The 15160-nt window shown below is 69.0% G+C and carries 9 protein-coding genes and 3 rRNA genes; 6 read left to right on the plus strand and 6 right to left on the minus strand.

The features are described 5' to 3' along the window. Positions 1–23: 23 nt before the first annotated feature. Positions 24–701 (minus strand): MtrAB system response regulator MtrA, encoded by a 678-nt coding sequence (gene mtrA, locus ACQ614_RS13870; RefSeq protein WP_033821070.1) that lies wholly within the window; start codon positions 699–701, stop codon positions 24–26. A 284-nt stretch (positions 702–985) separates the two neighbouring features. Between mtrA and ACQ614_RS13875 the strand changes: the two genes are divergently transcribed. The 5 genes from ACQ614_RS13875 (at position 986) to ACQ614_RS13895 (ending at position 6575) form a co-directional block, all read left to right on the plus strand. Beyond that, positions 986–2182, plus strand: a complete 1197-nt coding sequence (locus ACQ614_RS13875; RefSeq protein WP_431678868.1) for a hypothetical protein — start codon at positions 986–988, stop codon at positions 2180–2182. A 4-nt stretch (positions 2183–2186) separates the two neighbouring features. After that, positions 2187–2870, plus strand: coding sequence for a DUF4129 domain-containing protein (locus ACQ614_RS13880; protein WP_431678869.1), 684 nt, complete (start codon positions 2187–2189; stop codon positions 2868–2870). Next, the gene (locus ACQ614_RS13885; RefSeq protein WP_431678870.1) at positions 2867–4162 is read left to right on the plus strand and encodes a DUF4350 domain-containing protein; all 1296 of its coding nucleotides are present in this window, start codon (positions 2867–2869) and stop codon (positions 4160–4162) included. Before ACQ614_RS13880 ends, ACQ614_RS13885 begins: the two co-directional genes overlap by 4 nt. Further along, positions 4159–5178: an AAA family ATPase gene (locus ACQ614_RS13890; protein ID WP_431678872.1), complete on the plus strand. Its 1020-nt coding sequence runs from the start codon at positions 4159–4161 to the stop codon at positions 5176–5178. The genes ACQ614_RS13885 and ACQ614_RS13890 overlap by 4 nt, the downstream gene beginning before the upstream one ends. Before the next feature lie 86 nt (positions 5179–5264). Continuing rightward, a complete protein-coding gene (locus ACQ614_RS13895) occupies positions 5265–6575 on the plus strand; it encodes a DUF58 domain-containing protein (protein ID WP_431678873.1) in 1311 nt (436 codons plus the stop codon). Here ACQ614_RS13895 and ACQ614_RS13900 read toward each other — a convergent pair. Continuing rightward, positions 6542–7366 (minus strand): helix-turn-helix domain-containing protein, encoded by an 825-nt coding sequence (locus ACQ614_RS13900; RefSeq protein ID WP_431678874.1) that lies wholly within the window; start codon positions 7364–7366, stop codon positions 6542–6544. The genes ACQ614_RS13895 and ACQ614_RS13900 overlap by 34 nt on opposite strands. A gap of 85 nt (positions 7367–7451) precedes the next feature. Here ACQ614_RS13900 and ACQ614_RS13905 point away from each other — a divergent pair, with 85 nt between their 5' ends. Beyond that, positions 7452–8408 (plus strand): LLM class flavin-dependent oxidoreductase, encoded by a 957-nt coding sequence (locus ACQ614_RS13905; protein WP_431678875.1) that lies wholly within the window; start codon positions 7452–7454, stop codon positions 8406–8408. A gap of 70 nt (positions 8409–8478) precedes the next feature. Here the strand turns inward: ACQ614_RS13905 and rrf are convergent. The 4 genes from rrf to ACQ614_RS13925 all read right to left on the minus strand — a co-directional run bounded on the left by rrf (position 8479) and on the right by ACQ614_RS13925 (position 15132). Then, a 5S ribosomal RNA gene (gene rrf / locus ACQ614_RS13910) occupies positions 8479–8595 on the minus strand. 72 nt (positions 8596–8667) lie between these two features. Next, positions 8668–11773 (minus strand): 23S ribosomal RNA (locus tag ACQ614_RS13915). A gap of 276 nt (positions 11774–12049) precedes the next feature. Continuing rightward, positions 12050–13564: ribosomal RNA gene (locus tag ACQ614_RS13920) — 16S ribosomal RNA — on the minus strand. Together the 16S, 23S and 5S rRNA genes form the textbook arrangement of a ribosomal RNA operon. Positions 13565–14127: 563 nt before the next feature. Then, complete coding sequence (locus ACQ614_RS13925; RefSeq protein ID WP_363498810.1) at positions 14128–15132, minus strand: stage II sporulation protein M; 1005 nt, start codon at positions 15130–15132, stop codon at positions 14128–14130. Between the last annotated feature and the right edge of the window lie 28 nt (positions 15133–15160).

Consider the following 15160-nt stretch of genomic DNA (forward strand, 5'->3'; position numbering starts at 1 on the left):
TGTCAGCCTCGAACTGCCCCACGTCAGCTGGGCCCCGCCTTGTAGCCGACGCCGCGCACGGTCACCACGATCTCGGGGCGCTCCGGGTCCTTCTCGATCTTGGAGCGCAGGCGCTGGACGTGGACGTTGACCAGCCGGGTGTCGGCGGCGTGGCGGTAGCCCCAGACCTGCTCCAGCAGCACCTCGCGGGTGAACACCTGCCAGGGCTTGCGGGCCAGCGCGACCAGCAGGTCGAACTCCAGCGGGGTCAGCGGGATGCCGCGGCCGTCGCGCTTCACCGAGTGGCCGGCCACGTCGATGACGAGGTCGCCGATGGTGAGCTGCTCGGGCGTGGGCTCCTCGGCGCGGCGCAGCCGGGCGCGCACCCGGGCCACCAGTTCCTTGGGCTTGAACGGCTTGGTGACGTAGTCGTCGGCGCCGGACTCCAGGCCCACGACGATGTCCACCGTGTCCGTCTTCGCGGTCAGCATCACGATCGGGATGCCGGACTCGGCCCGGATCTGACGGCAGACGTCGATGCCGTCGCGACCCGGAAGCATCAGGTCGAGCAGCACGAGGTCGGGCTTGGTCTCCCGGAACGCGGCTAGCGCCTTGTCCCCGTCGGCGACGAAAAACGGCTCAAATCCTTCACCACGCAGCACGATGCCGAGCATCTCGGCCAGTGCGGTGTCGTCATCAACGACGAGGACGCGTCCCTTCATGACTCCATCTTCTCATTACCCGATTGTGACCTGCCCCACAGCCCGGACAGAGGGATCGCCCGACGCGGGCTGCGAACCGGACAGAACACTGCAAAACACCCGGTCGGGGCCGCACCTGCCGACCGTTGTCGATCAGCAACGGGATACCCCTGGGGCCGTCGGCGCCACCATGGCACGATGGGCGGCGCAGCAGCGAGTTCCGGCCGTACGCCGTACCCGATCCGACGCCGACCCGACGTCCGGGCCCGGGCCACGAAGCCCCGGGCCTCCGACAAGGAGCTTTGATGACCGACACCCCGGGCTGGGCCTCGCCCGGTTCGCCCGAGCCGCCCCGCGACGACGTCCGGCCGCCGGCCGACCAGCCGTCCGGCGGCGTCGGCGACGCTGCAGGCGGCCCCGGTCCGTACGGCGGAGCGTACGGCAGCATTCCCCACCAGGGCCAGAGCCGCGACGCGGGCCGGTACGGCGCACCCGGCGGTACCGGCCAGTACGGCGGCGGCCCCGGCACGCACGGCGGCTGGGGCGTGCCGCTGAGCCCGAAGCCCGGCATCATCCCGCTGCGCCCGCTGGGCGTCGGCGAGATCCTCGACGGCGCGGTCACCACCGTCCGCAGGCACTGGCGGACGGCCCTCGCCCTCTCGCTCGGCCTGGCCGCCGTGCAGCAGGTGCTGCAGGCGCTCGGCGAGTGGTGGGCCTACGAGCAGCCGGGCGACGCCTCGGAGCTCACCGCGATGCTCGGGCCGGTGCCGGTCGAGCTGCTGCTGGGTGTCGTCGCGGTCGGCATGCTGACGATGGTGGTGAGCAAGGCCGTCCTCGGCCAACCGGTGGCGCTCGGGGACGCCTGGAAGGCCGCCCGGCCGCGGCTGGCCGCCCTGACCGGGCTCACCCTGCTCACCTTCCTGATCGTCGTCGGGCCGTTCGTCCCCGGCATCGCCCTGGTGGTGCTCGGCATCGTCGACGGTCTCAACGACACCCTGCTCGGCCTCGGCGCGATCCTGACGCTGGCGGCCGTGCCGGTGGCGCTCTGGCTCGGGATCGACCTCAGCCTCGCCGCACCCGCCCTGGTGCTGGAGCGGCAGGGCGTGTTCACCGCGATGTCCCGCTCCCGGCGGCTGGTGCGCGGCTCCTGGTGGCGGCTGTTCGGCATCAACGTGCTGACCCGGGTGCTCATCGCGGTCGCCTCCGGCATGGTGATGATGCCGTTCTCGCTCGCCGCGCTCGCCGTCGCCGGCGACGAGGCCCCGACCACCGACAACCCCTTCGTGATGGGCCTGCCGCCGCTCGGTCTGCTGATCCTCGCGATCGGCGGCACCATCGTCGCCACGTTCACCATCCCGCTCGGCGCCGCCGTCAACGTGCTGCTCTACATCGACCAGCGCATCCGCCGCGAGGCGCTCGACATCGAGCTCGCCCGCGCCGCGGGCCTGCCCGAGTACGGCTCCGCCGGCTGGGCGGGCAACCAGGCCTCCCCCGGAGTCTGAGCCGATGCCGCACTGGGGGGAACCGGGGGCGCTGCCGCGCGTCCTCGCGGAGGGTGCACCGGTCACCGTTCCGCGCGGGCCCGCGCGGGACGCGGCCCGCGACGAACTGCTCAACCCGGCCTACCACCGGCACGACCCGAGCCTGACCCAGCGCGCCATGGACTGGCTGGACGAGCAGATCGGCAGGCTGTTCGGGCACCTCGGCGAGTCCATGGCCGGCGGCAGCACCGGCGCCGTGCTGGCCCTGCTGCTGGCCGCCGTGGTGGTCGCCGCCGTGTGGTGGCGGCTCGGCACGCCCCGCCGCGAGGCCCGCCGCAGCGAGGCGCTGTTCGCCCACCGCGGCCCGCGCACCGCCGACCAGCACCGCGCCGAGGCCGCCGCCCGGGCCGCGGACGGCGACTGGCCGCAGGCCGTCCGCGAGCAGATGCGCGCCCTGGTGCGCGCTCTGGAGGAGCGGACGGTGCTCGACGTCCGCCCCGGCCGGACGGCCGACGAGGCCGCCGCAGAGGCCGGCCGCGCCCTCCCCGACCACGCCGCCGCCCTCGCCTCCGCGGCCCGCACCTTCGACGACGTCGTGTACGGCGAGCGCACCGCGGACCGGGCCGCCTACGACGGCCTGCTGGCGCTGGACCGCGCCCTCGCGGCAGCCCGCCCCGTCCTCGTCCCGACCGGCGGAGCCGCCGCATGACCACCGCACCGCCCACCGCCGCACCGTCCGCGGCCGAGGCCCAGGACGGCACCCCGGACGGGGCGGCAGCCGACCCCGGCGCGCCGGCCGGCACGGCCCCCGGGACGAGCCTGGCCGTACCCGTGCGGCGCCGCTGGCGCCGCGCCCGCTGGTACCTGCTGGCCGCCGCCTTCCTGGTGCTCGTCGGCCTGCTCGTCGGCGGCCTCGGCGGCAGCAGCACCTGGCCCCCGCTCGACCCCCGCTCCCCCGACCCGGAGGGCGCCCGTGCCGCCGTCCGCCTGCTGGAGCGCGAGGGCGTGACCGTCCGCACCGCCGCGGGCGAGGCCGAGCTCACCGCCGCCCTCGGCGCCGCCGACACCACCGTCGTGCTGCCCGACCCCTACCTGCTCGACCCGGCACTGCTCGACCGGCTCGCCGCCGCCGACCGCGGCCCGCGGAGCAGGCTGGTCCTGCTCGCCCCGGACGACGCCCAGCTCGACGCCTTCGCCCGCGGTGTCCGCACCTCGACGGCGGCCGACGGCCTGCCCGACTACGCCTCCGAGCTGTCCACCCCGCCGCAGTGCAGCCTTCCCGAGGCCACCGCGGCCGGCAGCGCCGAACTCGGCGGCCTCCTCTACGACCCGGCCCCCGGCGACACCGGCTGCTATCCGCGGCACAACAGGCCGACCCTCGTCCTGCACACCGACGGCTCCGGACGGCAGACCGCCGTCCTCGGCACCGACCGGCCGCTCACCAACCAGCACCTCGCCAAGGACGGCAACGCCTCGCTCGCCCTCGGGCTGCTCGGCTCCCGGCCCCACCTGGTCTGGTACCTGCCCGACTACGACAGCACCGGCACCCCTGCCACGGCCGGCCGCCGCAGCCTGCTGGACCACGTCCCGACCGGCTGGAACTGGGCCGCCCTGCAGCTCGCCCTCGCCGCGGCCCTGGCCGCCGCCTGGCGGGCCCGCCGGCTCGGCCCGGTGGTCTCCGAGGAGCTGCCCGTCGTCGTCCGCGCCGCCGAGACCGCCGAGGGCCGCGCCCGCCTCTACCGCCGGGCGAACGCCCGCGGCCACGCCGCCGACGCACTGCGCCGCGCCGCCCGCCACCGGATCGCCCCGGTGCTCGGCGTCCCGGTCTCCGCCGGCGAGCCCGACCCGGCCGCCCTCTGCGCGGCCGCCGCCGGCCGCATCGGCCGCCCGTCCGCCGACCTGCACGCGCTGCTGTACGGCGAGCCGCCCACCGACGACGCCGCACTGCTGCGGCTCTCCGACGACCTCGACGCCCTGGAAAGGCAGGTACGACAGCCGTGACCGAGCAGCCCGCTGCCAGCACGACCCTCACCAAGACCGGCACGCCCGCCGACGCCGCCCCCGCCGCGGTGGACGCCCGCACGGCGCTCACCGCACTGCGCGACGAGATCGGCAAGGCCGTCGTCGGCCAGGACGCGGCCGTCACCGGCCTGGTCGTCGCCCTGCTCTGCGGCGGCCACGTGCTGCTGGAGGGCGTCCCCGGCGTCGCCAAGACGCTGCTCGTCCGCACCCTCTCCACCGCGCTCAGCCTGGAGACCAAGCGCATCCAGTTCACCCCCGACCTGATGCCCGGCGACGTCACCGGCTCGCTGGTCTACGACGCCCGCACCGCCGAGTTCTCCTTCCAGCCCGGCCCGGTCTTCACCAACCTGCTGCTCGCCGACGAGATCAACCGCACCCCGCCGAAGACCCAGGCCTCGCTGCTGGAGGCCATGGAGGAGCGCCAGGTCACCGTCGACGGCGAGCCCCGGCCGCTGCCCGAGCCCTTCCTGGTCGCCGCCACCCAGAACCCGGTGGAGTACGAGGGCACCTACCCGCTGCCCGAGGCCCAGCTCGACCGCTTCCTGCTCAAGCTGGTCCTGCCGCTTCCCGGCCGCGACCAGGAGTACCAGGTGCTGGCCCGGCACGCGGCCGGCTTCGACCCGCGCGACCTCGCCGCCGCCGGCGTCCGCCCGGTCGCCGGGCCGGCCCACATCGCCGCCGCCCGCGAGGAGATCGCCAAGGTCACCGTCGCCCCCGACGTCCTCGCCTACATCGTCGACCTCTGCCGGGCCACCCGGCAGTCGCCGTCGCTGTCCATCGGCGTCTCCCCGCGCGGCGCCACCGCCCTGCTCGGCGCCTCCCGGGCCTGGGCCTGGCTCGCCGGCCGCGACTACGTCACCCCCGACGACGTCAAGGCGCTCGCCCTGCCGACCCTGCGCCACCGCATCCAGCTGCGGGCCGAGGCCGAGATGGAGGGCGTCACCGCCGACTCGGTGATCCAGGCCGTCCTGTCCCAGACCCCCGCCCCGCGCTGACCCTGCCCCGCCTTCCCCGGCCCCGGCCACGCACCGGAGCCCGGCCGTCCGGACCGCCGCCCCGCACACCCCGAGGAGCCCCGCCCATGGCCCTGACCGGCCGCACCGCCCTGCTCGCCGCGCTCGGCGCGCTTGTCGTCGGCCTGGTCGTCCCCTCCTGGGCGGGGATCGGCGCCGTCACCCTGCTCGTCCTGCTGGGCGTTGCCGCCGACCTGGTCCTCGCCGCGCCCGTCCGCACCCTGCAGCTGGCCCGCGGCGGCGACACCCGGGTCCGGCTCGGCGACACCGCCGAGATCGAACTGACCGTCACCAACACCTCCCCGCGCCCGCTCCGCGCCCTCGTCAGGGACGCCTGGGCACCGTCCGCCTGGCACCCCGACAGCTCGTACGAGAACTCCCGGCACACCGTCACCGTCCCGGCCGGCGAACGGCGGCGGCTCACCACCGTCCTCGGGCCGACCCGGCGCGGCGACCACCGGGCCCACCGGGTGACGATCCGTTCGTTCGGCCCGCTCGGCCTGGCGGCCCGCCAGGGCGCGCACGACGTCCCCTGGACCCTCCGCGCCCTGCCCCCGTTCGCCAGCCGCAAGCACCTGCCCTCCCGGCTCGCCCGGCTGCGCGAACTCGACGGCCGCACCTCCGTCCTGACCCGCGGCCAGGGCACCGAGTTCGACTCGCTGCGCGAGTACCTGCCGGGCGACGACGTCCGTTCCATCGACTGGCGGGCCAGCGCCCGCCGCAACACCGTCGCCGTCCGCACCTGGCGGCCCGAACGCGACCGGCACATCCTGATCGTCCTGGACACCGGCCGCGGCTCCGCCGGACGCGTCGGCGACGCCCCCCGCCTGGACGCCGCCCTCGACGCCGCCCTGCTGCTGACCGCCCTCGCGACCAAGGCCGGCGACCGTGTCGACCTGCTCGCCCACGACCGCGTCCGGCGGGCCGCCGTCGTCGGCCGCTCCGCCACCGACGTCCTCCCCGCCTTCACCGACGCGATGACCACCCTGGAGCCCGCCCTCGTCGAGACCGATCTGCGCGCGCTCACCGCCACCGCCCTGCGCATGGCCCCGCACCGCTCGCTGATCGTGCTGTTCACCGGCCTGGACGCCGGCGCCGCCGAGGACGGCCTGCTGCCCCAACTCCCGCTGCTCACCAAGCGCCACGAGGTCGTCCTGGCCTCCGTGGCCGACCCCCGCCTGGACGAGCTGGCCGCCGGCCGCGGCACCCTTGACGCCGTGTACGGGGCCGCGGCGGCCGAGCAGACCAGGGCCGACCGCCGCCGCACCGCCGAGCGCCTCACCCGGCACGGTGTCACCGTCCTCGACGCACCGCCTGCCGCCCTGCCCCCGGCCCTCGCCGACGCCTACCTCGCGCTCAAGGCCGCCGGCCGGCTCTGACTGCAACCGTCGAGTGCGGCCGCCGCTCCTTCCGCGAACTCCCGGAGCCGCTGCGCGGTCCCGCCGTCCGCGGGCAGGAACGCCTCCAGCATCAGCTCGGCGAGCGTCACGTCGACCGCCGTGGCGAGGGTTGTCACGGTGGTGATCAGCCGCAACGGGCCACGGCTCGACTCCAGTCGGAGCGGCACGGCGAATCCCGTCGGCTCCCCCTCCGTCGCGGCCGCCGGCACGTACCCGCCGAGTTCCTCCCGCAGCGCCGCCAGTCGGCCGTCCGCCCCGCGCTCCGCCCTCCGCTCCAGCCGCAGCAGGACGTGCCGCGACCATTCGGCGAAGTTGGCGATCCGCGGTGCCATGCCCCGTGGGTGCAAGGCGAGCCGGTACACATTGGCGGAGGGCCCGCACAGCTCGGGTGCCGCCCCCTCGGTCAGCACGGGGAACGCCGCATTGGCCGCCACCAGGGTTCCGTGCCGGTCCACCACCACGGCGGGGTACGGGAGATGACCGGCCAGCACATGTTCCAGCGCCTCCCGGACGGGGGCGAGGCTCGCCGCATCCAAGGGGCTCTCCTCGAACTCCGCCGCATAACCGGCCGCCAGCAGCAGGTCGTTGCTCTCCCGCAGCGACAACTCCAGTGACTCCGCCAGCCGCAGCACCATCCGGCGGCCCGGGGCGGAGCGCCCGCTCTCCATGAAGCTCACGTGCCGCTGGGTGGTGCCCGCCCGCAGCGCCAGGTCGAGCTGGCTCAGATGCCGGCGGGCCCGGCGCTCACGCAGTGCCTGCGGGAAGTCCATGGCCCCAGTCTCCGCAGCCGTACCGTCACCGCGCCATTCCCTCGCGGGAATTGAGCCGATACCGCGGGCGGGCGAGCCTGGCGGCATGCAGAACGACATCAAGGCCGGCGTACTCCTCCCGGCCGGGCAGGCCCAGTGGGGCGGGGGCACCGATCCGCGCGAGCTCCTCCCCTTCGCCCTGCGTGCCGAGGAGCTCGGCTTCGCCTCGCTCTTCGTCAACGACTCCCTCCTGACCCCGCGGATCGAAGCACTCACCATGCTGTCCGCGCTGGCGGCCGTCACCCGCCACGTCGAACTCGGCACGGGAGCCCTGCTGCCCTTCCTCCGCCGCCCCGTCCAGGCGGCGCACTCGCTGGCCTCGATCGACCTGCTGTCCGGCGGCCGCCTGACCGTCGCCGTCGGCGCCGGCTTCCCCGGCCGCTTCGGCCGCCCGCTGTACGAGCTCTCAGAGGTGCCCTGGCCGGACCGCTTCACCCGCCTGGACGAGACGGTCTCGCTCTGGCGCCGTCTGTGGACGGCCACCGAGCCGTTCTCCTTCCACGGCAAGCTCCTGCACTTCGACGACGTCCCGCCGTCCGTCCGTCCGCACACCCCGGGCGGCCCGCCGATCTGGCTGGGCGGCGCCACACCTGCCGCTCTCGCCCGCACCGGCCGCCACTACGACGGATGGCTCCCCTATCCGCCCGACCCGGCCGACTACCGCACCGGTCTCGACACCGTCCACCGCGCCGCCACAGCCGCCGGCCGCCCTCCCGAGGCGATCACACCGGCCCTCTTCGTCTCCGTCCTGGTCGACGACGACCCCGTGCGTGCCCACCGGGCCATGGACGCCTACGCCCGTGCCGTCTACGGCCTCCCGCTCGACGACCTTCGGAAGATCCAGGCCGTGGTCATCGGGCCACGCGCGGAAGTCGCAGCCCGGCTGCGCGAGTACACCAGCGCCGGCGCCCACCACCTGGTCCTCCGCCTCGGCGGCCTGACTCTCGACGAGCAGTACGCCCAGCTGGAGGCAGCTGCCGAGATCCTGCCCGAGCTGAACTGATCCGGCTCAGTCGGGTCCGGAAATGCGAGAAGCCCCGCCCGGGACCCGGGCGGGGCTTCTCTGAAGAATTGTTCGGCGGCGTCCTACTCTCCCACAGGGTCCCCCCTGCAGTACCATCGGCGCTACGAGGCTTAGCTTCCGGGTTCGGAATGTGACCGGGCGTTTCCCTCGCGCTATGACCACCGAAACACTGTGAAACTGTGAACCGGACATGAGTCTGTTCGTGGTTTCAGAACCAACACAGTGGACGCGAGCAACTGAGGACAAGCCCTCGGCCTATTAGTACCGGTCAACTCCACCCCTCACGGGGCTTCCATATCCGGCCTATCAACCCAGTCGTCTACTGGGAGCCTTACCCTCTCCAGGAGGTGGGAGTGCTCATCTCGAAGCAGGCTTCCCGCTTAGATGCTTTCAGCGGTTATCCCTCCCGAACGTAGCCAACCAGCCATGCCCTTGGCAGGACAACTGGCACACCAGAGGTTCGTCCGTCCCGGTCCTCTCGTACTAGGGACAGCCCTTCTCAACACTCCTACGCGCACAGCGGATAGGGACCGAACTGTCTCACGACGTTCTAAACCCAGCTCGCGTACCGCTTTAATGGGCGAACAGCCCAACCCTTGGGACCTACTCCAGCCCCAGGATGCGACGAGCCGACATCGAGGTGCCAAACCATCCCGTCGATATGGACTCTTGGGGAAGATCAGCCTGTTATCCCCGGGGTACCTTTTATCCGTTGAGCGACGGCGCTTCCACAAGCCACCGCCGGATCACTAGTCCCTACTTTCGTACCTGCTCGACCCGTCAGTCTCACAGTCAAGCTCCCTTGTGCACTTACACTCAACACCTGATTGCCAACCAGGCTGAGGGAACCTTTGGGCGCCTCCGTTACCCTTTAGGAGGCAACCGCCCCAGTTAAACTACCCACCAGACACTGTCCCTGATCCGGATCACGGACCCAGGTTAGACATCCAGCACGACCAGAGTGGTATTTCAACGTCGACTCCACAACAACTGGCGTTGCTGCTTCAAAGTCTCCCACCTATCCTACACAAGCCGAACCGAACACCAATATCAAGCTATAGTAAAGGTCCCGGGGTCTTTCCGTCCTGCTGCGCGAAACGAGCATCTTTACTCGTAATGCAATTTCACCGGGCCTGTGGTTGAGACAGTCGAGAAGTCGTTACGCCATTCGTGCAGGTCGGAACTTACCCGACAAGGAATTTCGCTACCTTAGGATGGTTATAGTTACCACCGCCGTTTACTGGCGCTTAAGTTCTCAGCTTCGCCCGACCGAAATCGGACTAACCGGTCCCCTTAACGTTCCAGCACCGGGCAGGCGTCAGTCCGTATACATCGCCTTACGGCTTCGCACGGACCTGTGTTTTTAGTAAACAGTCGCTTCTCGCTGGTCTCTGCGGCCACCCCCAGCTCGGAGTGCAAGACTCGTCACCGGGGCTGGCCCCCCTTCTCCCGAAGTTACGGGGGCATTTTGCCGAGTTCCTTAACCACAGTTCACCCGAACGCCTCGGTATTCTCTACCTGACCACCTGAGTCGGTTTGGGGTACGGGCCGCCATGAAACTCGCTAGAGGCTTTTCTCGACAGCATAGGATCATCCACTTCACCACAATCGGCTCGGCATCGGGTCTCAGACTATGTGTCACGCGGATTTGCCTACGTGACGTCCTACACCCTTACCCCGGGACAACCACCGCCCGGGCTGGACTACCTTCCTGCGTCACCCCATCGCTCACCTACTACCACCTTGGGCCGCCGGCTCCACCACTCCCCTTCACCCGAAGGATCCGGGGCGGCTTCACGGGCTTAGCATCAGAGGGTTCAGCGTTGGCGCTTCACAGCGGGTACGGGAATATCAACCCGTTGTCCATCGACTACGCCTGTCGGCCTCGCCTTAGGTCCCGACTTACCCTGGGCAGATCAGCTTGACCCAGGAACCCTTGGTCAATCGGCGCAAGAGTTTCCCACTCTTGTATCGCTACTCATGCCTGCATTCTCACTCGTGAACCGTCCACGACTCGATTCCTCGGCCGCTTCACCCGGCACACGACGCTCCCCTACCCATCCACAGCGCCGTTGGGCGTATTCTGTGAATGACACGACTTCGGTGGTGTGCTTGAGCCCCGCTACATTGTCGGCGCGGAATCACTTGACCAGTGAGCTATTACGCACTCTTTCAAGGGTGGCTGCTTCTAAGCCAACCTCCTGGTTGTCTCTGCGACTCCACATCCTTTCCCACTTAGCACACGCTTGGGGACCTTAGTCGGTGTTCTGGGCTGTTTCCCTCTCGACCATGGAGCTTATCCCCCACAGTCTCACTGCCGCGCTCTCACTTACCGGCATTCGGAGTTTGGCTAAGGTCAGTAACCCGGTGAGGCCCATCGCCTATCCAGTGCTCTACCTCCGGCAAGAAACACGCGACGCTGCACCTAAATGCATTTCGGGGAGAACCAGCTATCACGGAGTTTGATTGGCCTTTCACCCCTAACCACAGGTCATCCCCCAGGTTTTCAACCCTGGTGGGTTCGGTCCTCCACACGGTCTTACCCGCGCTTCAACCTGCCCATGGCTAGATCACTCCGCTTCGGGTCTTGGGCATGCAACTCGAACGCCCTATTCGGACTCGCTTTCGCTACGGCTACCCCACACGGGTTAACCTCGCTACACACCGCAAACTCGCAGGCTCATTCTTCAAAAGGCACGCAGTCACAGTCCGAAGACTGCCCCCACGGCTTGTAGGCACACGGTTTCAGGTACTATTTCACTCCGCTCCCGCGGTACTTTTCACCATTCCCTCACGGTACTATCCGCTATCGGTCACCAGGGAATATTTAGGCTTAGCGGGTGGTCCCGCCAGATTCACACGGGATTTCTCGGGCCCCGTGCTACTTGGGAAATAGGCAAGCAAGCCGCTGATGTTTCGTCTACGGGGGTCTTACCCTCTACGCCGGACCTTTCGCATGTCCTTCGACTACACCAACGGTTTCTGACTCGCCGACCGGCCGGCAGACCGGTCAAGCCCACTCCCACAACCCCGTCACGGCAACCCCTGCCGGGTCTCACACCATGACGGTTTGGCCTCATCCGGTTTCGCTCGCCACTACTCCCGGAATCACGGTTGTTTTCTCTTCCTGCGGGTACTGAGATGTTTCACTTCCCCGCGTTCCCTCCACATACCCTATGTGTTCAGGTATGGGTGACAGCCCATGACGACTGCCGGGTTTCCCCATTCGGACACCCCCGGATCAAAGCTCGGTTGACAGCTCCCCGGGGCCTATCGCGGCCTCCCACGTCCTTCATCGGTTCCTGGTGCCAAGGCATCCACCGTGCGCCCTTAAAAACTTGGCCACAGATGCTCGCGTCCACTGTGCAGTTCTCAAACAACGACCAGACACCCAAACTCCGACACTGCCAAGCAGCGCCCTCGCATGGGGCCGGCATCCACGAGGAAACCATCGTTCCCTCAGGACCCAACAGCGTGCCCGACCCACCCGGCGGTGATCCACGTTCCACGCCCCGAAGAGCAGTACTGGTGACCCCTTACCGTGTGTGCCGAATAGTCAACGTTCCACCCATGAGCGAGCACTCCGGAACACTCGTCCGAAGCTGCTGTGTGCTCCTTAGAAAGGAGGTGATCCAGCCGCACCTTCCGGTACGGCTACCTTGTTACGACTTCGTCCCAATCGCTGGTCCCACCTTCGACGGCTCCCTCCCAAGGGTTAGGCCACCGGCTTCGGGTGTTACCGACTTTCGTGACGTGACGGGCGGTGTGTACAAGGCCCGGGAACGTATTCACCGCAGCATGCTGATCTGCGATTACTAGCAACTCCAACTTCATGGGGTCGAGTTGCAGACCCCAATCCGAACTGAGACCGGCTTTTTGGGATTCGCTCCGCCTCGCGGCATCGCAGCCCTTTGTACCGGCCATTGTAGCACGTGTGCAGCCCAAGACATAAGGGGCATGATGATTTGACGTCGTCCCCACCTTCCTCCGAGTTGACCCCGGCAGTCTCCTGTGAGTCCCCGACATTACTCGCTGGCAACACAGAACAAGGGTTGCGCTCGTTGCGGGACTTAACCCAACATCTCACGACACGAGCTGACGACAACCATGCACCACCTGTACACCGACCACAAGGGGGCTGATATCTCTACCAGTTTCCGGCGTATGTCAAGCCTTGGTAAGGTTCTTCGCGTTGCGTCGAATTAAGCCACATGCTCCGCTGCTTGTGCGGGCCCCCGTCAATTCCTTTGAGTTTTAGCCTTGCGGCCGTACTCCCCAGGCGGGGAACTTAATGCGTTAGCTGCGGCACCGACGACGTGGAATGTCGCCAACACCTAGTTCCCAACGTTTACGGCGTGGACTACCAGGGTATCTAATCCTGTTCGCTCCCCACGCTTTCGCTCCTCAGCGTCAGTAATGGCCCAGAGATCCGCCTTCGCCACCGGTGTTCCTCCTGATATCTGCGCATTTCACCGCTACACCAGGAATTCCGATCTCCCCTACCACACTCCAGCCTGCCCGTATCGAATGCAGACCCGGGGTTAAGCCCCGGGCTTTCACATCCGACGCGACAGGCCGCCTACGAGCTCTTTACGCCCAATAATTCCGGACAACGCTCGCACCCTACGTATTACCGCGGCTGCTGGCACGTAGTTAGCCGGTGCTTCTTCTGCAGGTACCGTCACTTGCGCTTCTTCCCTGCTGAAAGAGGTTTACAACCCGAAGGCCGTCATCCCTCACGCGGCGTCGCTGCATCAGGCTTTCGCCCATTGTGCAATATTCCCCACTGCTGCCTCCCGTAGGAGTCTGGGCCGTGTCTCAGTCCCAGTGTGGCCGGTCGCCCTCTCAGGCCGGCTACCCGTCGTCGCCTTGGTAGGCCATTACCCCACCAACAAGCTGATAGGCCGCGGGCTCATCCTGCACCGCCGGAGCTTTCCACCCACCCCCATGCAGGGGCGGGTCGTATCCGGTATTAGACCCCGTTTCCAGGGCTTGTCCCAGAGTGCAGGGCAGATTGCCCACGTGTTACTCACCCGTTCGCCACTGATCCACCCCGAAGGGCTTCACCGTTCGACTTGCATGTGTTAAGCACGCCGCCAGCGTTCGTCCTGAGCCAGGATCAAACTCTCCGTGAATGATGACCCGTTATCGGGTGCACACTCGCGTTGAGCGGCACGGCAACCACCGGAATAGGGTGATCCCGCGCACTGCGTCCTCGCTGTGTTATTTCCAAAGGAATCTCCAACCGATCCGCGAAGGACCGGCCGGGGATGTCAACATATCTGGCGTTGACTTTTGGCACGCTGTTGAGTTCTCAAGGAACGGACACTTCCTTCGGACCGCCTTCCAGCGGACCCTCCGGGCGTTTCGCTCTTTCGTGTTTCCAGCTTATCAGATCCGCGCCGGCCGTTTTACCGGCCGTTGTTTCTCTGGATTCCCGCTGGAGGGATTTCCTCGACTTCGCAACGAAGCTTATCAAAAGCTTTGCGGTGCTCAGTGCAGAGGATTTGTCTTCACCGGGTGGCGATCCTGACGGACGCTCTGCCTCGGTTCGACGGTGTCGTAGACACTACGCCTGGTTCCGGCCGTTGTCCAGCCCGTCCCAACCGTTCAAACCTACTAGCCCGTCACGACCGCGTCAATGGTCGTTTCGGGATGATCAAGACCCTACCAGGGCTGGAGCCCTCGCCCGACCACCTCAGGCCGCCACGGGCTGGATGTCGGTGCGGTCGGCCTCCTCGACGTCGCCGAACTCGCCGGTCGCGGCGACCCGGCGGCCGTGGACGAGGGCGTACAGCAGGAAGAGGACCTCGACGGTCACGCCGATGGAGATCCGGGCCCAGGTCGGGAGGCCGGAGGGCGTCACGAAGGCCTCGATGACGCCGGTGACCATCAGCACCGCGGCCAGGCCGACGGCCATGCCGATGGCGGCTCGGCCCTCCTCGGCGAGCGCCGTGGCACGGGTGCGGCGGCCCGGGTCGACCACCGTCCAGCCGAGGCGGAGGCCGACGCCGGCCGCCACGAAGACGGCGGTCAACTCCAGCAGGCCGTGCGGGAGCAGCAGGCCGAGGAAGAGGTCGAGGCGGCCGGCCGAGGACATGAGGCCGAGCCCGATGCCGAGGTTGAGCACGTTCTGGAAGAGCACGAAGAGGACCGGAAGGCCGAGCAGGACGCCGAAGACCAGGCACTGGGCCGCGACCCAGGCGTTGTTGGTCCACACCTGGAAGGCGAAGGAGGTCGCCGGGTGCTCGGAGTAGTAGGCCTCGAAGCCGCCGCCGGGGCGGGTCATCTCGCGGAGCTGTTCCGGGGCGCCGAGGCTGTCGCGGACCTCCGGGTGGCTGGACACCCACCAGGCGACGAGGGCGCTGACGAGCAGTGAGAGGACGGCGACGGGTATCCACCACCGGCGCGCACGGTAGAGCGCGGCCGGGAAGCCGACGGTGAAGTAGCGGCCGGCGTCCCGCCAGGAGGAGGTGCGGGCGCCGGTGACCGCGCTGCGGCCGCGCGCGACCAGGGTGGTGAGGCGGCCTTCCAGCATCGGGTCGGGGGCCGCGGACTGGACCTGCGCGAGATGGCCGGTGGTCCGCTGGTACAGGGCGATGAGCTCGTCCGCCTCCGCACCGCTGAGCCTGCGCCTGCGGCTCAGGGCCTCCAGGCGGTGCCACTCCTCCTGGTGCGAGGCGACGAAGACGTCCAGGTCCATGCGGCTCACTTCCGGGGGCGCGGCGGGG

This window comes from Kitasatospora dryopteridis (assembly GCF_050749075.1).
Classification (GTDB): Bacteria; Actinomycetota; Actinomycetes; order Streptomycetales; family Streptomycetaceae; genus Kitasatospora.